The sequence below is a fragment of the Streptomyces sp. NBC_00322 genome (assembly GCF_036147535.1).
In the GTDB taxonomy this organism is placed as follows: Bacteria; Actinomycetota; Actinomycetes; order Streptomycetales; family Streptomycetaceae; genus Streptomyces.
The window spans coordinates 1,181,532-1,202,372 of sequence record NZ_CP108019.1 but is presented as its reverse complement, the minus strand read 5'-3'; the positions used below and the strand labels follow the sequence as shown (position 1 = coordinate 1,202,372).

General features: G+C 71.7%; 19 protein-coding genes and 1 pseudogene. 3 read left to right on the top strand and 17 right to left on the bottom strand.

Annotation, left to right across the window (positions count from 1 at the left end):
• Positions 1–62 precede the first annotated feature (62 nt).
• The 10 genes and pseudogenes from OG905_RS05355 to OG905_RS05310 all read right to left on the bottom strand — a co-directional run bounded on the left by OG905_RS05355 (position 63) and on the right by OG905_RS05310 (position 12,375).
• A complete protein-coding gene (locus OG905_RS05355) occupies positions 63–935 on the bottom strand; it encodes a universal stress protein (RefSeq protein ID WP_328682052.1) in 873 nt (290 codons plus the stop codon).
• A gap of 339 nt (positions 936–1,274) precedes the next feature.
• Positions 1,275–1,850, bottom strand: a pseudogene (locus OG905_RS05350) (FkbM family methyltransferase); the annotation flags it as partial.
• A complete protein-coding gene (locus tag OG905_RS05345) occupies positions 1,847–2,056 on the bottom strand; it encodes a Trm112 family protein (RefSeq protein WP_328666441.1) in 210 nt (69 codons plus the stop codon). The gene OG905_RS05345 and the pseudogene OG905_RS05350, both read right to left, overlap by 4 nt.
• Complete coding sequence (locus OG905_RS05340; protein WP_328666440.1) at positions 2,046–2,954, bottom strand: hypothetical protein; 909 nt, start codon at positions 2,952–2,954, stop codon at positions 2,046–2,048. The genes OG905_RS05345 and OG905_RS05340 overlap by 11 nt, the downstream gene beginning before the upstream one ends.
• Before the next feature lie 4 nt (positions 2,955–2,958).
• Positions 2,959–3,678, bottom strand: coding sequence for a class I SAM-dependent methyltransferase (locus OG905_RS05335; protein ID WP_328666439.1), 720 nt, complete (start codon positions 3,676–3,678; stop codon positions 2,959–2,961).
• Complete coding sequence (locus tag OG905_RS05330; protein WP_328666438.1) at positions 3,675–5,021, bottom strand: condensation protein; 1,347 nt, start codon at positions 5,019–5,021, stop codon at positions 3,675–3,677. Before OG905_RS05330 ends, OG905_RS05335 begins: the two co-directional genes overlap by 4 nt.
• Positions 5,018–9,325, bottom strand: coding sequence for an alpha-(1->3)-arabinofuranosyltransferase domain-containing protein (locus OG905_RS05325; RefSeq protein WP_443043896.1), 4,308 nt, complete (start codon positions 9,323–9,325; stop codon positions 5,018–5,020). Before OG905_RS05325 ends, OG905_RS05330 begins: the two co-directional genes overlap by 4 nt.
• Positions 9,318–10,088 carry a class I SAM-dependent methyltransferase gene (locus OG905_RS05320; RefSeq protein WP_328666437.1) on the bottom strand — a complete coding sequence of 257 codons (771 nt, stop codon included), beginning with the start codon at positions 10,086–10,088 and terminating at the stop codon, positions 9,318–9,320. The genes OG905_RS05325 and OG905_RS05320 overlap by 8 nt, the downstream gene beginning before the upstream one ends.
• A 7-nt stretch (positions 10,089–10,095) precedes the next feature.
• Complete coding sequence (locus tag OG905_RS05315; protein WP_328666436.1) at positions 10,096–11,253, bottom strand: glycosyltransferase family 4 protein; 1,158 nt, start codon at positions 11,251–11,253, stop codon at positions 10,096–10,098.
• A gap of 171 nt (positions 11,254–11,424) precedes the next feature.
• Positions 11,425–12,375 carry a DUF3068 domain-containing protein gene (locus OG905_RS05310; RefSeq protein ID WP_328666435.1) on the bottom strand — a complete coding sequence of 317 codons (951 nt, stop codon included), beginning with the start codon at positions 12,373–12,375 and terminating at the stop codon, positions 11,425–11,427.
• 165 nt (positions 12,376–12,540) lie between these two features.
• On the opposite strand from OG905_RS05310, the gene OG905_RS05305 reads away from it, so the two are divergent.
• Positions 12,541–12,705 carry a hypothetical protein gene (locus OG905_RS05305; protein ID WP_328666434.1) on the top strand — a complete coding sequence of 55 codons (165 nt, stop codon included), beginning with the start codon at positions 12,541–12,543 and terminating at the stop codon, positions 12,703–12,705.
• Positions 12,706–12,735: 30 nt separating this feature from the next.
• The gene (locus tag OG905_RS05300) at positions 12,736–13,974 is read left to right on the top strand and encodes a PucR family transcriptional regulator (protein ID WP_328666433.1); all 1,239 of its coding nucleotides are present in this window, start codon (positions 12,736–12,738) and stop codon (positions 13,972–13,974) included.
• A 9-nt stretch (positions 13,975–13,983) separates the two neighbouring features.
• On the opposite strand, the gene OG905_RS05295 is transcribed toward OG905_RS05300, so the two are convergent.
• Positions 13,984–15,315, bottom strand: a complete 1,332-nt coding sequence (locus tag OG905_RS05295) for a helix-turn-helix domain-containing protein (RefSeq protein ID WP_328666432.1) — start codon at positions 15,313–15,315, stop codon at positions 13,984–13,986.
• A 139-nt stretch (positions 15,316–15,454) separates the two neighbouring features.
• Between OG905_RS05295 and OG905_RS05290 the strand changes: the two genes are divergently transcribed.
• Positions 15,455–16,807 carry a M64 family metallopeptidase gene (locus OG905_RS05290; RefSeq protein ID WP_328666431.1) on the top strand — a complete coding sequence of 451 codons (1,353 nt, stop codon included), beginning with the start codon at positions 15,455–15,457 and terminating at the stop codon, positions 16,805–16,807.
• Here the strand turns inward: OG905_RS05290 and OG905_RS05285 are convergent.
• The 6 genes from OG905_RS05285 to OG905_RS05260 all read right to left on the bottom strand — a co-directional run bounded on the left by OG905_RS05285 (position 16,742) and on the right by OG905_RS05260 (position 20,742).
• Entirely contained in the window at positions 16,742–17,614 is an 873-nt protein-coding gene (locus OG905_RS05285) for an ATP-grasp domain-containing protein (protein WP_328666430.1), read from the bottom strand. The genes OG905_RS05290 and OG905_RS05285 overlap by 66 nt on opposite strands.
• On the bottom strand, positions 17,611–18,525 hold the full coding sequence (locus OG905_RS05280) for an ATP-grasp domain-containing protein (RefSeq protein ID WP_328666429.1): 915 nt from the start codon (positions 18,523–18,525) through the stop codon (positions 17,611–17,613). Before OG905_RS05280 ends, OG905_RS05285 begins: the two co-directional genes overlap by 4 nt.
• Before the next feature lie 108 nt (positions 18,526–18,633).
• The gene (locus OG905_RS05275) at positions 18,634–18,768 is read right to left on the bottom strand and encodes a hypothetical protein (RefSeq protein ID WP_328666428.1); all 135 of its coding nucleotides are present in this window, start codon (positions 18,766–18,768) and stop codon (positions 18,634–18,636) included.
• 26 nt (positions 18,769–18,794) lie between these two features.
• Entirely contained in the window at positions 18,795–19,646 is an 852-nt protein-coding gene (locus OG905_RS05270; RefSeq protein ID WP_328666427.1) for an SAM-dependent methyltransferase, read from the bottom strand.
• A gap of 248 nt (positions 19,647–19,894) precedes the next feature.
• The gene (locus OG905_RS05265) at positions 19,895–20,353 is read right to left on the bottom strand and encodes a CBS domain-containing protein (protein ID WP_328666426.1); all 459 of its coding nucleotides are present in this window, start codon (positions 20,351–20,353) and stop codon (positions 19,895–19,897) included.
• Between the two features lie 89 nt (positions 20,354–20,442).
• Positions 20,443–20,742 carry a hypothetical protein gene (locus tag OG905_RS05260; RefSeq protein ID WP_328666425.1) on the bottom strand — a complete coding sequence of 100 codons (300 nt, stop codon included), beginning with the start codon at positions 20,740–20,742 and terminating at the stop codon, positions 20,443–20,445.
• Positions 20,743–20,841 lie beyond the last annotated feature (99 nt).

The window sequence follows — 20,841 nt, the reverse complement described above, 5'->3', positions numbered from 1 at the left end:
GCCGGGTTATTGGCTGCTCCTCGGGCCGGACGCGTTCCCGGCTCCGCGCCGACCGGCGGCTCTCAAGCGTGCGGAACCACCGCGACGGGGCAGGTCGCATGGTGGAGGGCGGCATGGGCGACGGACCCGATGTGCGTACCGATGGCGGAGCGGCGTACGCGGCGGCCCACCACGAGCAACCGCGCACGGGAGGCGGCCGACAGGAGCACCTGCCCCGCGCTCCCGATTTCGACATGCTCGATCACCGGCACGTCGGGAAACCGCTCGCGCCAAGGGGCGAGCGCCTGCTCCAGCGCCTTCTTCTCGAACGGTTCCAGCCCCCCTGCCTCGTCGGCCAGGTACATCGAACCAGCGCTGTGGGCGAAGACGGGCGGCAGACTCCAGGCCCGCACGGCTCGCACCGTCGCTCCTCGTACTGCCGCGGCCTCGAAGGCGAATCCCAGCACCGCGTCGCTGTCCTCCGCCCCGCCCTGCTGCCCTACGACGATCTCAGCGCCCTCCGGCTCGCCTGCGTCCTCTGCTTGGGCCCGCACCGAGACCACGGGACGCGTGGCGGCAGCGATCACCTGCTGACCGTACGAGCCGAGCATGAAGCCGACGAGCGCGCCGTGCCCCCGAGATCCCAGAACCAGCAGCTCGGCTTCCTCGTTCGCCGCGAGCAGCGCGGCAACCGCGGTGTCGGGCACCACCTCGGCGGACACCGACAAGTCCGGGTACCGGCCGGCCAGTTGCGTCTCGGCTTCCCTTACCACCGCGTTGGCCGATTGCGTCTGCGCGTCCCTGTCCTGGACCACGGGCACGTCGAGCGCTTGCCAGAGCCAGGCGTGCACGATCCGGAGCGACAGTCCCCGGAGTGTCGCTTCGCGGGCTGCCCAGTCGGCCGCGGCCAGGCTTTCCGGGGATCCGTCCACTCCTACAGCGATCGCGCGGGTCATGGGGCTGCCTCCGTACTGGGTGGACGGCACGGTCACTCGAACCGGCCTCTGTTCCCTCAGCATCGCCGAACCGGGGGCAGTCGGCAGAGGGCCGGTCGGCCCAACATCGGTACCCATTCGGCCGCCACGGCCCCGGTCTGCCGCCTCCGCGCAGCCCGGCCGCAGGGAGCCGTGGAGGAAGAGCACCGAGTTGACGTACCGCCGCCGGAAGGGGCTCAGGCTGCGGCGCAGCAGTCCGTGCTCGGCGACGTGTGCCGTCAGCGACTGCTGGCCCGGCAGGTCGAAGTCGGACAGCGGCAGCCAGTCGCGGCCCGGCAGCACCCAGCCCCGGTAGCCGTGGTGGGCGAGCAGGTTCAGTACCGGGTCCACCGGCCCGATCCGGGCCTCCAGTTCGACGAACAGTGCCGGGCGGTCACGGACCAGGATCTCCTCGGCGCCGCGCAGCACGTCCAGCTCGCTGCCGTCCACATCGATCTTGATCAGGGTGACGCCTGTCAGGCCGAGGCTGTCGATCCGGACGCACGGCACGGGTATCGATCTGCTGTGGATGTCCCTGCGGACGAGTGAGGAGACACCGCGGTTGCCGCGGTCGCCGGGTGGCAGCCACAGGTGCGCCGTGCCGCCGTCGTGGTCCGTGGCCGCCGCGTTCACCACGTCGACATGGGCCGGTGTGGTGGCGGCGAGCACGCGGGCGAGGTGGGGGACCGGCTCGATCACCACCACCCGCTCGGCCCGACGGGCCAGCCGCCGGGACCACGGGCCGTACCAGCCGCCGACATCCACCGCCGTGCCGCCGGCCGGGCAGAAGTCCGCCAGCCGCCGCAGCTCCGGCTCGTACCGCGGATACAGCAGACCGACGCCCGTGGCGATCAGCGCAGGCGGCAGACGAGGGGCGATCCGGGCGGCCAGGGTCATGGACCGATCCGCCTGAGGATCCGCTCGTGCTCCTCGTCGGGCACCCTCGTACCCGAGGAGGGAAGCAACTGGGGGATCCCGTCGATGATCGGATAGCGCCGGCGCAGCCGCGGGTTGTAGAGGACCTCCTCGGGAAGAAGCAGCGTCAGCTGTCCCTTGTCGATCGGGCAGGCGATGATCCGGAGCAGCGGATCGTCAGGCTTCATGGGCCAACTCCTTTGTCGGCGTGGGGGGTTCGTCATGACGTGGAAGCATCAGCAGGACACATACGGCGAGAGCCGTGCCGCCGAGCCGCAGCGCGAGCCGCAGCGGGTCTTCGGGCAGGGACTCGCCGAAGACGAACGTGCCAAGCGCGGCCGTGAACAGACAGGTGACGGTCGTGCACACGGGCACGATCAGAGAGGCCCGGCAGCGCTGCAGCGCGGTCTGGGACAGGATCAGCCCGGTGACTCCGGTGAAGATCAGGATGTACGGATACGGGGACTTCAGCAGGCCGAAGGCCGCGCCTTGGACCCCGCGGGTCGTCAGATGGCCGGAGACGCCCTTGATGGCGAGCGAGCTGACTCCGTACAACAGTCCGACGGCCACGCCGTATTCGACGCCCGCGGTGGGCAGCCGGTGACGGCGGCGTGCCCTGCGTTCCACGGACCCGTACAGCCACAGCCCCGCCGCGAGCGCGGGCAGGCAGATCAGCAGCACACGGCCGGACGAGGCATGTCCGCCCACGGAGTCGGACTGCTGGAGGGAGGCCACGACCATCAGCAGGGCGAGGGTGATCACGACCACGCTCCGGCGCTCGCGGCCGCTGGGGCGCTCGCCCAGCACGACCGAGGAGAGCAGAAGCAGTAGGACGAGACCGGAGACGAAGATGCCCTGCGCGGCCGCGATGGGAAGGGTGCGGTAGACGGCGAGCTGCGCGGCGAAGCCCGCGGCGAGCGCGAACGAACCGCCGAGCCACAACGGGCTGCCGATGAGCAGGCGTACGACGCGCGCCGGTTGTCCGGTACTCAGTCGCGGCAGGCCCGACAGTGCCCGCTTCTCCAGTACGAAGCCGGTGCTGTAGAAGACGTTGGCCAGCAGAGCCGATGCCACCCCCCACCACATGGCGCTACACCCGCCTGGCGTGCACCAGGAGGATGGAGGCCAAAGACGGTGCGGCGCAGGCGGCGCGGTCCACCGGGCGCAGGGGGCGCGGCACACCGTGGAAGGGCGCGCCGGCCAGGGTGACCACCTCGAAGCCCGCGGCGCTCAGGAATTCCCGCAGCGCACGGGCCGTGAACAACCGGAGATGGCCCACCACTTGGGAACCCGGGCGGCCGTGGATGCCGCGCAGGCTGACCTCGGAGAACACGGGCTGCACCCCGAGGGCCAGCAGCACCCGGTTGTACCAGGCGGCCAGGTTCGGGGTGGAGAGCATCAGATGGCCACCCGGTTTGAGGATGCGGCGCAGCTCGTCCAGGGCACTGTCGGGATCCACCAGATGCTCGATGACCTCGCTGAAGAGCACGGCGTCGGCGATCGCGTCGCCCAACGGCAGCCCGCCCGCGGTCAGTTCACCCCGCACGACATCGTTCATCCGGGTGGCGGCCCGACGCAGCGCGTCCTGGGACCAGTCGACACCGACGATCCGGTGATCGCCGAGCAGCGGACCCGCGGTGGCGGCCGCGGAGCCGTCACCGCAGCCGACGTCCACGACGACGCAGGGCTCGGCGGGCAGCACCCGGGCCAGCATCACCGCCTGCCGGCGGCTGCGCTCGTCCCCGGAGGCGACGGGGACGGCCGGGTTCTCGTAGAACTCGCGCAGTCCCGCCGGGAGAGTTCCCGTCACGGCCCGTCACCTCCTGAATCGGCCGGCAGGGCCGTCATGGCCGCCAGATACTCCGTGAAGAAGTCGCACAGCCGCCTGCCCGCCGCGTCGTCGAGGAGCGCACGCGACCAGCGCAGTGCCAGATGCAGCCGTCCGGCCGTGCTGGCGGTGGTCACGGTGAGCCCGCGCGGCATCGAGGCGGGAGCCGAGAACCAGACGGCCTCGGCCCGGCCCGCCTCCGCGAAGTCCAGCGGATACGGGACGCGCCCGATGTTGCTGAGCAGCGTCGTCGAGGTCCACGGTGCGGCAGCCCGCCGAAGGCCACGGGTCAGGGCGGCCCGCATCCCGACGGGCACGGCGGGTGCGGTGAGGAGGGCGGCGGCATGGCCGAGTTGAGGGCGGGGCGCCGCCTTGAGGGCGCGGGTGCGTTCCGCGGTGCGGTGCAGCAGCGCGGCAAGAGCGTCGGGGCCGGGCTCGCTCGCGTACTCCCGCGCCGCGAATCCGACCTCGACGAGACGCGTGCCGTTTCCGATGGGCATCTCCGCGCCGCGGGGCCGTTCGTCGATGGGCATGGTGATACGCATCGGACGCGGCGGGACATCGTGCAGCCGGTTCCAGCGCGCGATCATCAGGCAGGTGGCGACGAGGAGTTGATCGTTGACGGTGTAGCCGGCCCCGGCCGGCCGGCGCGGCACCGGCAGATCGGCCAGCAGCAAGCCGTTGCCGCGTCCCCGGGCGTCGGTCGCCGGTGCGACACGGGCGGGCCGTGCGGCGCCGCCGCCGGTGCGGGCGGGGGGCGGCGGCCCCGGCCGATCGGGCGCGCCGACGGTACTGCGCACGGGGGAGGTGGCGCCGCCGTACAACTCGGCGGCGGTGGCCAGCACGCGCAGACAGGCCGGCCCGTCCAGGGCGGTGTGGTTGAGCGTCAGCAGCAGCACACACGACCCGCCCGCCGGCGACTGCCTGACCACCTCCAGCCGGACGGGCGGGGAAATGGACAGCGGCGGAGCCTCGGCCAGCGCTCTGGCCCTGGCCCGCTCCAGCGCGCCGTGCCCCGGCTCCGGGAAGCGAGTCGGATCCACGTCCGGGGTGCCCGTCAGCTCCCATTCGTAGCGCCGCCGGTACCAGGGGCGGGGTGCCTCGCGGACCAGAATCCGCGGGTGCCTGCGCAAAGCCTCGCCGAACGCGGCACGAAGCCGCTCCGGATCCGGCTTGCGGGGCAGGTGCACCTCGATGTGTACGGTCTCGGGCTCGTCCTCGCGCACACAGTGCCGGGAGATCTCGTCGACGACCGGAAACGGAATCCGGCCCGGCGCGGGCTCGGCCGGTGGTGGCCCCGGCCGCGCGGGTTGCAGAGCGGTCATCGCGGCGGGGCCTCCCTCGGGTCGATCGGTGCGCTGCCGGGCGGATCGGGGCGGGGCGCGGGGCCGGGATGCGGGCGGGGCGTCGGGCCCGGATCGGGGTGCCAGGCAGGGCCGTTCGCCGACCGCACGCGCTGCGGCAGGGGCGGCGGGTCCGGATCCACCGCGCCCGATGTGCTGCCGCGCGTGCGCCGGTCCACGGTGACCACGGCCGCGCACAGCGCGATGAGCGCCAGGAGCTGGGCCGCCGGACCGAACGCGCCCCGCCCGGCCGAGACCGGATCGCCCGCCTCCGTCGCGGCCGCGATCCCGGCGCCCGCCATCGCCACCAGGGCGATCGGCACCAGCAGGGAATGCCGCAGACGGGCAACCACCGCCAGCGCGGGGACGATCAGCGCGAAGGGACCCGCCACGACCGCGACCACAAGGGTCAGCGCGACACAGCCCAGCACCCACCCGGGTTCCGGCGGGGTCATCGCCGCGGCGGCCGGGGTGGTGCTCCGGCGGCGTACGAATGCGAGAGCCGCCAGCAACGCAACCGCCACCGCGCCGCCGATCATCCCGATGTCGTAGAGCAGCACGGGCTCGTACTCGAGCTCGACCGTGCCGCCCGCGCCCGCGGGAATCAGCCAGGCCTGCTGCCAGCCGTCGATGCGCAGAGGGATCAGTGACTTGCCGTTCAGGGTGGCTTTCCAGCCGTCGTTGGCGTTCTCGTACATCTGGAGGTACGCGGCCTCGCCCGCGCCGACGGTCACGGACCGCCGGTCGCCGCGCCAGTCGACCGCGGACGCCTCCCGCTGGTCGCCCACGGCGGGTTGCCGCATTTCGCCGCGGGTCAGGGTGATGTCGGTGAGGGCGAGGGGACCTTGGTCGCCCGCCTCCACCTGGTGCAGCCCGCGGCCCAGCGGAAGGGCGCCCTGCTCGGTCCGGCAGAGCTTCACATCGACGGGCCGGCGCTCGGTCAGATCGCGCACCGTTCCCGACGCGCTCGTCGCGTGCAGCGTGCCGTCGACGGCGACGGGCGGACCCTGGCCGCACGGCACGGAGAACCTCAGCTCCGCGGCGGGCGGCGGTGTGCGCAGGTCGGCGAGTGCCGGTACGTAGACCTCGCTGAGGCCGACCGGCAACTGCATCCGGCTGTCGGCAACGGGGTTGTGGACGGTGAGCGGTGCCGCCCGGCTGACGGTGATGTCGAGCCGGTCCGTGGTGATCGGCTCGAAGCGGGCCAGGCCGTTCTCGTCGACCGCGGCCGTCACACCGCCGTTCGGCGTGCTGATCAGTATCTGCTCGGGCCGGGTGGACAGGCCGCCCGCCGCCGCGAGGACGATCTCGTCGATGGTCTTCCGGCCGGGCCAGCGCAGATGGATGACCGGCCTGTCGCCCGCGATCCATGCGCTGGTCAGATCCTCGTCGACGAGATTGCGCGGGCTGAGGCCGTTGTCGAGCCGGCTGGTCGAGTCCGCGGTCGCCGTGATCCGTCGCCCCTGCCGCGGATCGGCGGCCGTGATGAGCCGGTCCAGCGCCTCGCCGGGCACCGGCAGCGCCTTGGCCGTGATAGCGAAGTCTCCGCCCCGGCCGACGCCGAACCGGCGGTGCAGTCCCTCCTCGGCCGAGACCGGCGAGAGGCCGCCCGGGTCGCTGCCGCGATGCAGCGAGAACACCTCGGCGCCCGCCTCGGTGTCGCCCGCGTCGGTGGGGAGCCGGAGCAGCCGGGTCACCTGGACGCCGGGGACCGCGACCTCGCTGAAGCCCGCGCCGCCCAGTCCGGCCTTGGGGGACTGGGCCGCCAGGACCGTGATCCTCAGCCAATTGGCCTGCCCCGCAGGCGCCTTGACCGGCTGAGGGGTGCCGTTCGGCGCCAGCGGGCTGTCCTCGGAGCCCTGGTCGGTCTCGACCCGTACGAGTGTGGGGGCGGCCCGCATTCCGTCGCCCGGCAGGGGAGTGAGCTGAAGCGATGCGGGGACGTCGGTGGGCGAGGAGAAGCCGATACGGAGCCACTGGCCCACGGCGTTTCCGGCACTGCCCTCGGCCCACGCCGTCTCCGGGTTGCCGTCGAAGGCGTTCACCGGGTCGTACTGCGGCAGATGGAACAGCCAGTTGCCGCTGCTGGATGCGGTCACCGAGGCGGCGCCGCGCAGGACGGCCGTCGTCTGGTGCCCGGTGCCCCTGTTCGGCAGGATCTGCCGCGGCCGTTCGCCCGGATCCTGCAGGCTCCCGGTGGGGTTCCGTTCGTCCGCGGTGTACGTGTACGAGGTGTTGCTGTTGACCAGTCCGAAGCGGGTGTCCGCGCGGCGCAGCCCGTCCGCGACGTATTGCGCCGCGGGCGTGCCGAGCCCCGGGTGGTTGTCGCCGGTGAGCACGGTGGGCCTGCCCCGCAGGCTTGGATCGGCGGACAGTTGCAGCAGCGCTTCGGGGCCGCCGCTGACCACCGCGGTGTCGGCGACCGCCTGCAGACCGACCTGTCCGGGCCGCCGGGTATTGCCGGTCGGCTCGTAGATCTCGACGGCCTGCATACGCGGGAAGATGCCCTGGACCTGAACCGGTGTGTCGCTGGGGATGCGGCCGCCGGTGAGCAACGGGTCGAAACCGGTGACCCGCCGATAGCCGGAGGCTTCCAGGGTGCGCTTCACGGTGATCGGCGGGACGTATCCGAGCTGGTCCGGGTCGAGGTCGTTGCGTACGACGACGAAGTAGAGGTCGGCGCGTGACAAGTAGTCGCGCAGGCCCGGCACTTCGCCGCCACTCATGAGTGCCTGTTCCACCGCGTCCATCGCACGCCGTGAGCCGGGCGTGCCGACGGGCACGAAGTCGCGCTGCGCCCAGGGGGAGTCGGCCAGTACGTCGAGGGGCTCGTCGATGGGAGAGCCCCAGGTGTAGAGGCCGTGGGCGGTGGCGGGAACGACGAGGGCACGGCTGTCGGGGGAGTTCTTCTCCAGCCAGTCGGCGGCCTTCGTCCACTGGCTGGGCAGTTTCTTGAAGGCGCCGGGCTGCAGGATCGTCCCGTTCACATACGGCCAGGCCAGACCGGGCAGGACCAGTAGCGCGGCGATCAACGGCGCATGGCGACGCGCGGGGAAGGGCCGGGCCCCGCGGCTCTCGCCCGCCGTCGCCACCAGGTGCATCAGCCCGAAGGCGAGCGCGAGGGCGAGCCCCGGCTGGAACTTGTAGACGCTGCGGAAGGGCTTGAGCGGCCCGTTCAGCCAGTCCCTGACCGCCCCGTGGAAGGGGGCGCCGAAGGACCCGGCGTATCCGGTCAGGGCGATCAGCGCGACGGCCAGCACGGTGAGCAGCAGCCAGCGGCGCTCGGGCAGATCGCGCCGGGCCAGACCCGCGAGCCCGAGCGCGGCCGCGAACGCCGTGCCGAGGATGGTGACCGTCGCGGTCGCCACCGTCCAGCCGGCGGGCAGCCAGGCTTCGCCGAAGTGGAGGTAGGCGACCCAGTTGCCGGCTCCGCGCAGCAGTTCGGTCGCGGACATCGTCCCGGTGGTGGTGTCGGCCTGCTCGACGTACGGCATGAAGTCCTCGCCGTAGACGCCGAGAAGCAGCAGGGGGACGACCCACCAGGCGGTGGCGAGCACGACGCCGGGCATCCACCAGGCGATCAGCGCCCGCTTGCGCGGACCCGCAGGGCGGCTGAGCAGATAGAGCCCAACCGGCAGCAGCGAGGCGAGCGTCGACGCCGCGTTGACCCCGCCCATGAAGGGGATCAGCAGCGCGGACCTGGCCGCGGCCACCCGCGGTGTTGTCCGGGTGCCGGTGAGCGGCAGCAGCACCCACGGAAGCAGCGCCCCAGGGAGCGCGGCCGCCGAGGTGGAGCCGACGACGATCGTGAAGGTCGGCCACAGCGCGTAGCAGACGGCGCCGAGCAGCCGGGACCCTGCGCTGCCGATCTCCAGGCGCTCGGCGAGCCGCAGGGCACCCCAGAACGCGGTGGTCACGATCAGCGAGAGCCACAGCCGTTCGGCCAGCCACACCGGGATGTGCGCGAGGTCGGTGAGCGCGTAGTACGGGAGGGTCGGGAAGGCGTATCCGGCGTACTGGTTGGAGAGCCCGCCGAATCCGGCGCGGCTCTGCCACAGCTCCCCGAGGTCGCCGATGAACTTCCAGGGGTCGGCGACCACGCCGAGCTTGGTCTCGAAGGTCATCCTGCCCGGGGAGACGGACAGGAACGCGACGAGGACCGCCGCCCAGAAGGCCAGCAGCCACGATCTGCGGCGCGGCCGGCCGGCGGGAGGCGGGGGCGGCGGAGCAGTGGGCCGCGGACGGCCCGGCCTGTCCGGGGGGAGGGTCAACGTCGTCTCAGCCACGGGTGACTCGCAGGGGGCTGGTCATCGCTGCTGCCGTTTCTGTTCGGCGCCTAAGGACGAGGAGGAGGTTCCAGGTGGCGATCTCGCGCAGGCCCGGGACGCGGGTGACGGCCTGGGCGAGGAACGGCCAGTACCGCGAGCGGGCCGTGACGAGCGAGACGTCCTCGCGGGCGCGCACCTGGCGCAGGGTCGGACCGATGTGGATCGCGAAGAGGTTCTCGCCCAGGGTGTGCTTGGCGGGGCGCCCGGTCCGCCGTAGGTAGCGGGCGCGGGCGCGGTCCGCGCCCAGGTAGTGCCAGGGCGCCCACTCGTGACCGCCCCAGGGGGAGAGCCAGTTGGTGAACGAGACGTAGATCAGCCCGCCCGGCCGGGTGACGCGGATCAGTTCGCTGAGGAAGGTCTGCGGGTCGGCGACGTGTTCCAGGACGTTGGAGGAGAAGCAGATGTCGGCGACGCCGTCGGCGAGGGGCAGCAGATAGCCGTCGGCGACCACCGAGCCCGCGGGGACGGTGCCCCGGGCGCCCAGTTCCCGCAGATCGGGCTCGAAGAGGTAGCTGTGCGCACCGCGCCGCCGGAACTCCTCGGTGAAGTGGCCGCGTCCGCCGCCCACGTCCACCACCATCCGGCCCTTCAGCGGCATGTGCCGCTCCAGTTGGTCGGCCGCGTCCTGGGCGAGCAGGGTGTAACACCGGTCCGGGTCGGTCTGCTCGCCCATGAAAGCCCGGAAGAGAGTCAGGGACCTGTGGATGGAGGGGTCCTTCACGGCCGCATCACCTCCGCTGCAGAGCGGCCTCCGCGGCCGCCGCCCGGAACTGCCGGACCGTGGCGCCCCAGCGGAACTGCGCCGCCCGCTGCCCGGCCGCGCGGCCCAGCGCCTCACGCCGCTCGGGGCTGAGCGCCAGCGTGCACCAGGCCGCGGCGAACGAGCTCTCGCCGCGGGCGAGCACACCGGTGACGCCGTCCTCGATCGAGTCTCTGAGTCCTGGCACGTCGAAGCCGATGGCAGGGGTGTACCGGGCCGCCGCCTCGGTCACCACGAGCCCCCAGCCCTCGACGAGCGAGGGGTGCAGCAACACCCAGGCCGCGCACAGCAGCCGGTGTTTCTCCGCCTCCGAGACCCGGCCGGTGAAGGTCACGCCGGGCCCGGCGAGGGCTTCCAGCCTGGCTCGTTCCGGCCCGTCACCCACGATGACGAGCCGGCCTCCGGTGACCGGTCTGACCCTCTCCCACAGCCGCAGCAGCAGCTCGATCCGTTTGTACTCGACGAGGCGTCCCACGGCGAGGAACAGCGGCTCGGCCGAGGTCGGGGTGAGCGGGCCGGGCTCCTCGACGCCGTTGTGGACGAGCCGGATCCGCTCGCGCGGGACACCGAGGCCGTGGAGCGCGTCGGCGGTCGAGGGGGAGACGGCGACCAGCAGGTTGCCGCTGTGAGCACGGGTCAGTGCCCAGCGTTCGAGCCTTCTGCCCAGCCGGGCGGCAGGGCCGGGGAAGCGCTCGCCCCAGATGTCGGTGTGGACGTGGTTGACCAGGCAGAGCGTTGGTCCGCTGTGCCACAGCGGGGCGAGGTAGGGCATGCCGTTGCACACCTCGACGAACAGGTCGCAGTCACCGACCTGCCGTTCGAAGGCGCGGCGGGCCCGCAGGAAGTGCCCGGCGTCGCCGCCCGCCGAGACCACGCGGTAGTCGCGGTAGGCGGCGGGACCGCCGCACAGGAGCGTGACCTGGTGGCCGTGAGCGGTGAGCCCGTCGGCAATGCGGTCGATGAGCAGTTCGGAACCGCCCGCGGCCGGGTTGCCGAGGTCGCGTCGGGCGAGGAAGACGATCCGGCGGGGATGCGGGGGAGGGCCGGACGCAGGGTCGTGCCGCGGGGACAGCCGCGGAGTGTGGGGGAGTGGCGCGCGCAACGTGGGGGGTACGTGCTGGGGCATTCGAGCTCCAACTCGCCTCGGGGTGCGGGACGGTGGGGAATGTCGGGTGCGCGAGAGCGGTCGGCGGGGCGGGGTGGGTTGGTAGTGTCCGCCCGCCTGTTCGACGCCGCTACTCACGTTGGTGACAAATTTGGCCCGTCGTGGACCTGACGCTCCATCACATTGTGCGCATTACTGGGGATTCGGGCGTTCCCGGCCGCGAACGACGAGTACGGCACCCACGGCAGCCAGGACGAGCCCGGCCGCTCCCGCGCCGATCGGCACGAGTTCCCCCACCGCCCGCAGTCTGCCGCTGTCGGTCTTCGCCAGCGCCACCTGCTCGCGCTGGGTGCCCGGGGTGAACTCCAGCCCGGCGCTGTCCAGCAGGACCACCTTCGCCTCGCCGCCGCCGGGTGCCCGCAGCGTCTTGCGCGGAGCGGTCCTCGCGTTCATGATGCGGCCGGTCCGCCGGTCGACGACCAGCTCGATGCCGTGGTTGGCGTACCACTCCTCGGCATGCACCTGGCCCTGCTTCGGCAGGCCGACCAGCCGCCCCGGTACCTGGCGGGTGCCCGTCCGGGTGTCCTTCACGGATCCCGTGAAGCGGTAACCCTCGTAGCCCGCGACCTTCTTGGTGCCCCTGAACTCCAGCCGTACCGTGGATCCCAGCGTGGTGTCCCACCAGAGGTATCCGCGCTTTTGCACGTCGAAGGGGAACTTGAGGTAGGCCTCGCCCTGATACTGCGGCGTCTCCCCGCAGCAGTGCACCGGAGCGTTTGTCCGGCGGTCGGTCACCCAGCGCTCCAGCGTCCACTGGTAGGACCTGCGCGGATCGCGCAAGGCCAGCGTGTCCGGGGTGTCGATCGCCGTGGACACGTCCCACACCGCCCGCCCGCTGCGCTCGCTCGCCGCCACGTCGCCCAGCACGCGCCGGGTGATGGTGATCGGTTTTCCCTGTACGGGGCTGAGGCTCTCGGTGTCGAAATAGGCGCCGGTGCCGGTGAAGACCGTGGTGACATCGACATCGGTCGGGGTGCGTTCGGCGCGCGGCTCGACGTACCAGGCGAGCAGCGGAGCCAGCATGAGCAGAAAGACGCCGGTGCCCAACAGGACCAGCGACAACGGCGAAGCGGTACGACGCATAAGGGCACTCCCGGACAGTGGGGGAAATCAGGACGGTGCGCGTCTGTACGGGCCGGGACCGTAAGCGCCCTCTTGACGAAGTGTCAATGCCCCTCACAGACTGGGCAGTCGCCGAGCCGGCGGCCGCGGGGCGGGGTGCCTTCCGACCGAGAGGCTCGCTGAACCATGCACAGACTGACCGCCGCCGTGCTGACCACCATGGCCGCAGCCGTCCTCGCCGTGGGGGCTGCCTTCGGCATCGTCGCCGCCCTGAACGCCACGCCCGAGCAGCCCAATGTGCCTCTCGTCTCCTTCGAGACGGGCCGGCCGACAGCGTCCCCGCAGCCCTAGGGATGTCCACCAGCCGCGAGGGAGGAACCCATGCCCGTGCGCACGGCCTGGCGGGACGTCCCCCGCCTGCGGGCACGCAGATTCGCCTCGCTGGCCATGGCCGAGGTGCCCGCGCTCGCCCAGGCCATCCTGGGCGAGATCCGCAAGGAGTACCCCGGCCTGCCGCTCGTAGTCGACGAATCGGGTGAGCCCATGGCCCTGATCGGCATCCGTGAGGCGCTGGAGGATTTCGTGGGTCACCTCGTGGTGGAGGAACACCGGCCGCACGGGCGCCAGTTGGAGGTCTTTCAGGAGTTCGGCCGCGGCGAGGTGCTGCAGGGCCGCAGCCTGGACTCGCTCCAGGCCATCTACCGGCTCGGCGTGCGGCTCGCGTGGCGTCGCCTCGCCGAGATCGGGCAGCAGGTGGAGATTCCGCCACCGGCCATGTACGAGCTGGTGGAGTCGGGCTTCGAGTATCTCGACGGGCTCGTGGCGCAGTCCGTACGCGGCTACGTCGAAGCAGCGGCCCGCCAGGCCGGCGAACGGCTGCGGCTGCAGCGGCGGCTGATCAGCCTGCTGCTCAGCGAGCACCGCACCGATCCCACCGATGCCCTGGCCGAGCATGCCGAGCGCATCGGCTGGCCGCTGCCCGAACAGGTCGCTGTCGGAGTACTGCTGCGGCCCGCCCCGGAGTCCGTCGCCCCGGCCGTGGGCCAGGACGTGCTGCTGGACATGGAGTACGAGCAGCCGCGCATGGTCGTCCCCGAGCCGCACGCGGCCGGGCGGCCCGAACTCCTGGAGCGCGCGATGACCGGCTGGTCCGGCGCGATGGGGCCGCCGGTTCCGCTCGCCGAGGCCGCCAAGTCGCTGCACTGGGCCTTCGCCGCCGTACGCCTGATGGAGCGCGGGCTGCTCCCGGCCGGCCAGGTGCTGCAGTGCACGGAACACACCGAGGCGCTGGTCCTGCTCCCGCCGGAGGAACTGATCGAGGATCTGGCCCGGCGCTGCCTGGCACCGCTCGACCAGTGCGGCCCCGCGCACAGCCGGCGACTTGTCGAGACGCTGCTGGCCTGGCTGGAGACACGCGGCGGCGCCCCCGAGGTGGCGGAGCGGCTCGGCGTCCATCCGCAGACCGTGCGCTACCGATTACGCCAGATCCGCGCGCTGCTCGGCGACGAGGTGGACGATCCGGACCGGCGTTTCAAGCTGGAGCTGGTGCTGAGGGCCCGACGCCTGCGCGATGCGGGGACGGCGCAGGACGCCGGTGAGCCCCTGCGCGGGCGCCGTTGACCAGATGATCTAGAACGACGGAGCCGCCGGAGCGGGTCCCAGGGTCGTGGTGCCGGGGGCCGCCCGGTGCCCCAGCCCCGTTCGGTACGCGTCCAGAGCGGCCTCGGTGCGGCCGGCGCGGCGCAGCAGGTCGCCCAGCAGACGGCACAGATCGGCGAGGTCACCGCTGGCCCCGCTCCGCTCCAGCAGGGCGAGCGCCACGACGTAGTGCTCCTCGGCGGCCTCGGTCTCGCCCCGCTCCTCGGCGATGAGCCCGAGCAGCCGGTGCGCGCCGCCCGCGTGCACCGCGCCGTGCCGGTCCCCGAGTTCCAGGAGGGCCGAGAGCAGACCGGCCGCCTCATCGTGTCGCCCGAGCCGCCGCAGTACGTCGGCGAGTTCCACCTCCACCTGGGCGGTGTAGAGCACGGCGCGCTTGGCGTTCAGCATGTCCCGGGCCGTGCGCAACTCCTGTTCGGCGAGGACGAGTTCGCCGTTCTGTGCCTGGACGTAACCGCGCATCCAGTGGCAGTGAGCGAGGTCGGTCCGCAGTCTCAGCTGGCGGTAGATCGTCTGCGCCTTGGCGAGCGAGGCGTCGGCGTCCGCCGTGCGTCCTTCGGCGAGGAACGTACGGGCCACCTGCCGGTGCATGCCCGCCACCAGTGCCGGATCGCTGACCTGCGGTGCCAGGGCCAGGGCGAGTTCGGCGGCGTGTGCGGCGCGGGCGTGGGCGCCCATGTCGATGTACGGGCCGATGACGGCGGCGTACAGGAGCACCAGCGCCTCGGGGTCGGCGAGGCCGCTCGTGCCGAGCTCGTCGATGGTGGACTCGAGGAGATAGCAGGCGTAGCGCAGCTCCCCGGCCAGCAGGTGCGCGACGGCGCGGCCCCGGATCGCGCGGGCGCGGCGGGGCAGCGGCTCATCGGCCAGGAGCCGCTCCGCCGCCTCGAAGTGCCGTCCCGCATGGGCCAGTTCGCCGGTTTCCAGCGCGCAGTCGCCCAGCCCGAGCAGCGCCTCGGCCTGCTCGGGAGCGAGGCCGAGGTGTTCCGCGTCGGTCAGGAGGCGGCGGTAGCTGACGGCAGCCTCGTCGGCTGCGCCGGTGGCCAGCTGCTGCTGGGCGTCGGTGAGAGCCAGCCGCAGCTCGGTGGCCACATGGGCGGGCCGTCCGGTGGTCAGCTCCTCGTACGTCGTGCCGAGCCGTTCCGCGAGGAAGCGAAGCGCGGTCTCGGAGGGCCGGACCTTGCCGGACTCCAGGGTCGAGACATACGCGGGCGTATAGGAGGGCTCTGCCAGCTGCCGCTGTGTGAGGCCGCGTTGGTTACGCAGACGCTGCACCCGGCGTCCGATCTCGACCGGTTCGTCCATCGGTACCCCCTCTTGATTCCTGAACTCCCCAGTATTCAGGGGTACCAGGCATTGCGCACCTCCGGTACGCCCCCTAATTTAAGCATCCAGTTCATCAGACTTAACCAACTACTTAACTTCCATGACAGGGGGAGGATTCATGCGTTCAGCACGGGGCAGTGCCCTGGCGGCGGCCGGAGTGGCCGCTGTCCTCGTGGCCGTTGTGGCGGCCGCACCGGGCAGCGCTGCCGCCGACGGAGCGACGCCGGGCCGGAGCGGGGTCGAGGTCGAGATACCCGGGCCGGAGCACGGCAGAGCCGCCGGATCCGGCCACGCGCACGTACCCAAGGAGGGCCGGGACCGGCCGGCCTCCCGGCTCTCGGCGACCGAGGAGGCGGCCGACGGCGAGGTCACCAAGCTGGTGGACAACGGCTCCACCGCCGACCGGCTGGACATTGTCATCGTCGGGGACGGCTATACCGCCGCCGAGATCGCGCAGTTCCACATCGACGCCAAGGAGAAATGGGCCGAGGTGGCGGCCGTCGAGCCGTACACGACGTACCAGGGCCTCTTCAACGTCTGGGCGGTCGACGCCGTGTCGAACCAGTCCGGAGTCTCCGGCGACCCCGGTCAGGACACGGTCCGCGACACCGCCCTCGGCTCGTACTTCTGGTGCGACGACATCGAGCGGCTGCTCTGCATCGACCAGGACAAGGTCGACGGCTATGTGGCGAAGGCCCCGGAGGCCGACCTGGTGATCGTCCTGGCCAACAGCGCCAAGTACGGCGGCGCGGGCTACAACGAACCGAGCGCGAGCCTCGGCTACGAGGGCATCTCGACCGCCTCGGCGGGCAACGACAAGTCCGGCCAGGTCGCCATCCATGAGACCGGCCACTCGCTGGGCAAGCTCGCCGACGAGTACTACTACCCCGGCTACCCGGGCTACGAGGAGTACACGGGGGCCGAGCCTGCCCAACCCAACATCTCCACCCTGGCCGCCGACGACATGTCCGGGCAGGGCGCCAAGTGGCACCGCTGGCTCGGCGAACAGTCGCCCGACGGCGGTACGGTCGGCACGTACGAGGGCGGGGGCTACTACGTCAAGGGGCTGTACCGGCCCACCGACAACTCCCTGATGCGTATTCTCGGCAAGCCCTTCAACCTGCCCGGGGTAGAAGCGATGATCGCCGGCTTCTACCGCCATGCCAGGGTCGTCACCGCCGTCACTCCCACCGCTGGCACCCTCCGGCCGGGAAACACCGCGAAGATCGCCGTACCCCGGCTGGCGAGCGCGGACGGGCATCAGCTCAGGATCCGCTGGTACCTGGACGGCAGGGAGTTGAGGTTCTTCGAGGGCCGTAAGCAGATACGGGTGTCGGAGCTGGCCCCGCGGCTGCTCGACCGGCGCACGCACTCGCTGTCGGTCACCGCCGAGGACCGTACGCCCTCAGTGCGCGACCCGGAAATCGCCGGGACGCTGAAGTCCACCACCGGCTGGACGATCCGCCTCTGACGTCGAGCGGATCGCCTCTGAGGCCGAACGGTCCAGGACCAGTGCCACCAGGGCCTCGGGAGCGCCGGACTGACCCCGGACTCCGGGGAAGGCGTTGATGTCCACGATCAGCGGGACGCCGTCCCCCGTGTCGATGATGTCCACGCCGTAGACGTCGAGTTCGAAGACCTCGCCGACCCGGCGCACCAAGGCCGGCCAGCCGGGCGGCAGGTCTTCGGGGGCGAGCGGCAGTGAGGGACCCCGGCCCCCGGGGGAAAGTTCGGAACGGCGCAGGGCGGCGAAGAGCCCGTCTCCGACCGCCCACAGTTTGTGGTCCCAGCCGCTGTTCGGTGTGAACTCCTGGACCACGACGGGCTCCAGGGGGTGCGAGGCGGCGAGCTCATGCAGTTGTACGTCGCTGTCGAGACGGGCCACCAGGTCGTGCCGACGGCTGTGGCGGCTTTTGACCACCACCGGGCCGGGGAGCGGTGGTCCGGAGGCCAGTTGGGCGAGCGTGGCGAAGGTGCGGGTGGCCGCGAACGGGAGGCCCGCCCGACGTGCCTTGTGCGCCATCGCCGTACGGTCCTGGCACAGCGCGGTCGCCGCAGCCGAGTTCACCACCGGGGCGCCGCGCCGCTCCAGATCGCGGGCGAGGGCCAGGGCGCGCGGCGTACGCGACTTGAGCAGATAGACGTCGGCGAGCGGCCCGGGGACTTCCTCCACCGTTCTCGGATCCAGCGTCTCCACCTGATGTACGGGCGTGAGCAGGGCGGTGACGGCGGCCAGCAGCGGATGCCCGGGCTCGGGCGTGATCAGGGCGACCCTCATGCGCTCTCGCCCGCCGCCGCGGGAACCTGCACCGGAGCCTGAGCCGGGAGTTGCACGGGATGCGGACGGGCCGAGGGCAGCACGGCCGCCCCGGAGGACCCGCCCGTGCGGGCCAGCCCGAGCACGGCTCGTGCCACCCGGGCCGCGGCGTCGGGGACCTGACGGAAGCTCGGAAAGTCGTTGACATCGACGACCACGGGGCCGTCCGGTCCCAGCACCACGTCCACGCCGTACAGATCCAGGCCGTAGACCGCCCCGACCCGGGCGGCTATCGCGGCCACCTCGGCCGACAGCGGCACACGGCGTTCCGGCACCGAGCGGTCCGGGTGGAGCGGGGAGCAGCGCTCGGTCGCGTACAGCTCGCCGCCGACGCAGTACACCTTGACGTCGATGCCCGAGTTGGTCACATACGGCTGGGCGATGAGCATGCCCTCCCCCGCCAGTTCGGGGACCATGGCGGCGAGCCGATCCGGCGACGGGACCAGGTACACGGCCCGCCCCGAGCTGCCGTCGGCGGGCTTGACCACCAGCGGGTACTGCGACGCCGGTATCTCCGCCAGCAGTTCGGGCCGCGCCGCCGCGTAGGTGGGCGGCAGAGGAAGCCCACGGCTGCGGCCGATCGCCGCGGCCAGTGCCTTGTCCCGTACACCCCGTATCGACCGGGCGTCGTTGACGGTCGTCATCCCCGCCGAGGCCGCGGCTTCGAGCAAGGTCAGCCCGGGGCCACCGGAGACCGTCTTGAGCACCCACGCGTCGTGAGTACCGGCCTGCACCACCTCGGTCATGTGCAGCAGGGAACCGCCGGGCCGCAGCACGTCCACCCGGTGTCCCCAGGAGGTCAGCCGGCGGATCACCTCGATCGGCATGCCGTCGTGCCGGTAGTGCTCCTCCACCAGGAAGCAGAGCTTCATCGACCTTCCCCGTAACCCCCGGACGTCCGCCGATCCCGTCCGGCGAGTTGTGACATCACAGGATGTCATGGACGTCGTGAGGTGATCTCCCCGGCGTCCACCGGTGCTTCACGGAGCCTCACGCCTTGACGGCGTGGCCGCGCCCACCTGCACCGTGAGGGTGAGCGGCAGGACGGCCAGGCCGGTCTTGACGGGGGAGTGGTCGAGGACGATCTGGAAGTAGTACGCCAGGAAGAGGAACAAGCCCGGCATCCCCGTCCGGCGGGCCTCTACGACTTGCGGAGCAGCCCGCCGTACTCGTAGATGCCCTTGTTCTTCTCGGTGGCGCCCAGGTACGTGGCCAGCGCCTCGTGCACCGGGGCGAGGGCCGGCTGGTCGGGGTCGGGGCGCCAGTCGGCCAGGTTCACCAGTCCCGGCTCCACCGGGTCCAGCCCGTCCAGGAAGGCGTCGAGTTCGGCCGGGGTGCGGGTCTGCCACGGGATGCCGCGCTGAGAGATGTGCTCGGTCATCTGGGCGCCCCTGGCCGGATCGTCGGAGACGACCTGGGACAGGCCCAGATAGCTGCCCGGTGCCGACCCGTCGATGACGGTGCGCAGGACCCGGCGCGGATCGTCGGCATCGGTGAGGTGGTGGCCCACTGACAGGAACAGCACCGCAACCGGCTCGCGGAAGTCGATCAGCCGCCGGACCTCGGGGTGGTCGAGTACCGACTGCTGGTCCCGCATGTCCGCCGTGATGACGGTGGTGGAGTCGTCGTCGGCGAGCAGCGCCCGGCCGTGTGCCAGCACGATGGGGTCGATGTCGACATAGACGACGCGGGCGTCCGGTGCGAAGCGCCGGGCGACCTGGTGGACATTGTTGTCGGTCGGCAGGCCGCACCCCATGTCGAGGATCTGGCGGATGCCCGCCTCCTGCGTCAGGTAGCGCACGGCCCGGAAGAGGAACTGGCGGTTCTGCCGCGCGATGTCCACACACTCGGGGAAGGACGGCAGTGTGGAGAGGAGGAAGGCACGGTCGACGTCGTAGTTGTCCTTGCCTCCGAGCATCCACCCATAGGCTCGTGCCGAAGTGGGCACGTCGAAGGGTATCGAGGTCGTCCCGGACTGCCTGTCATCGGCCATGGTGTTCTCCGCCTCTCCGTCCGCGGAGCCCCGCTCCGCCGTGGCGAGACTACCCTCTGCCGGTATCTCGGCGGACCGGTTCGCGAGGGTCAACACGCCTACTGACAAGGGAGATTGGCGGCCGGGACCGTACAACTCGGGTATTCCCGCCCCGCCGTCACGGCGAGGGCCCCGCCCCCGGGCCGGGGGCGGGGTCGTGGGACCGCTCGTGAAAGCCCGACGAGACGACTCGGCCCGGGTTTGTCCGGTCAGCCCTGGGACTGACCCGACATCGGGGCCGTCGCGTAAACACGGGTCGCGAACTCGGCGATCTGCTCGTCGCTCAGGTTCTTCGCGAGGTTGGCCTCCGTGATCATGCCGACCAGACGGTGACCGCCCCGGACGTCGATCACCGGGAGCCGCCTGATCTGGTGCTCCTCCATGGTCGTCAGGACTTCGGCCGCCTCCGCCTCGGCATCGATCCAGTGCACCTTGGCATTGAGGGATCCGGCCTGCACGGTCGCCGGGTCGACGCCTTCGGCGCAGCACCTGACGACGATGTCACGGTCGGTGATCAACCCTGTGAGCCTGTTGTTGTCGCCGCAGATGGGCAGGCAACCGACGTTCAGGTCGCGCATCATCTTCGCCGCGTCGAAGAGCGACTGGTGCGCCCCGACGCACTGCACGCCGCCGGACATGATGTCCCGGGCTCGCAGCTTCTCAGCCATGATTTCCTCCCGTCCTCGAGAGCGTTGTGTCCTCTGCCATCGATCACAACACGAATGGCGCAACACCGCTCCCTGGATGCACGGGGCTGTCAAGGCTCCAGATGGCTGAATCCCACCTCGAAGCGTTCGACCGAGACAACCCGTTGGCCCTCCCGCTGGGCGACCTGGTCGCGGAGCTGGTTCGCCTGGTCCTCGCTGGCGTACATGGCCTTCTCGTCCTCCCACAAGGTCAGCGATTTGGCCTTCCCGGAGGCCCGGTCGACGAGGTAGTACACGCCCCGGAAGCCGGGGGCCTCCCGCACATCTTTGAGAACCGCTTCCCAGTTCGCGGTCAGGTCCCCCTGCGCCGGGACCGGTGAACCCTGGTACGTGCTGAGCCTCACGAACATGGCTGCCAACCCTTCCTGGCCGGCTGCCGGCCGGGGGGCAGGCAGCTCTCCAGGACCAGAGTGCTCCGGCACGCCGCACACCGCACGACGAGCGGCCGC

Coding starts and splice junctions, on each gene's coding strand:
- OG905_RS05355 (WP_328682052.1), bottom strand. CDS start 935: ATGACCCGCGCGATCGCTGTAGGAGTGGACGGATCCCCGGAAAGCCTG.
- OG905_RS05345 (WP_328666441.1), bottom strand. CDS start 2,056: ATGAAGCCTGACGATCCGCTGCTCCGGATCATCGCCTGCCCGATCGAC.
- OG905_RS05340 (WP_328666440.1), bottom strand. CDS start 2,954: ATGTGGTGGGGGGTGGCATCGGCTCTGCTGGCCAACGTCTTCTACAGC.
- OG905_RS05330 (WP_328666438.1), bottom strand. CDS start 5,021: ATGACCGCTCTGCAACCCGCGCGGCCGGGGCCACCACCGGCCGAGCCC.
- OG905_RS05315 (WP_328666436.1), bottom strand. CDS start 11,253: ATGCCCCAGCACGTACCCCCCACGTTGCGCGCGCCACTCCCCCACACT.
- OG905_RS05310 (WP_328666435.1), bottom strand. CDS start 12,375: ATGCGTCGTACCGCTTCGCCGTTGTCGCTGGTCCTGTTGGGCACCGGC.
- OG905_RS05305 (WP_328666434.1), top strand. CDS start 12,541: ATGCACAGACTGACCGCCGCCGTGCTGACCACCATGGCCGCAGCCGTC.
- OG905_RS05300 (WP_328666433.1), top strand. CDS start 12,736: ATGCCCGTGCGCACGGCCTGGCGGGACGTCCCCCGCCTGCGGGCACGC.
- OG905_RS05295 (WP_328666432.1), bottom strand. CDS start 15,315: ATGGACGAACCGGTCGAGATCGGACGCCGGGTGCAGCGTCTGCGTAAC.
- OG905_RS05290 (WP_328666431.1), top strand. CDS start 15,455: ATGCGTTCAGCACGGGGCAGTGCCCTGGCGGCGGCCGGAGTGGCCGCT.
- OG905_RS05285 (WP_328666430.1), bottom strand. CDS start 17,614: ATGAGGGTCGCCCTGATCACGCCCGAGCCCGGGCATCCGCTGCTGGCC.
- OG905_RS05280 (WP_328666429.1), bottom strand. CDS start 18,525: ATGAAGCTCTGCTTCCTGGTGGAGGAGCACTACCGGCACGACGGCATG.
- OG905_RS05270 (WP_328666427.1), bottom strand. CDS start 19,646: ATGGCCGATGACAGGCAGTCCGGGACGACCTCGATACCCTTCGACGTG.
- OG905_RS05265 (WP_328666426.1), bottom strand. CDS start 20,353: ATGGCTGAGAAGCTGCGAGCCCGGGACATCATGTCCGGCGGCGTGCAG.
- OG905_RS05260 (WP_328666425.1), bottom strand. CDS start 20,742: ATGTTCGTGAGGCTCAGCACGTACCAGGGTTCACCGGTCCCGGCGCAG.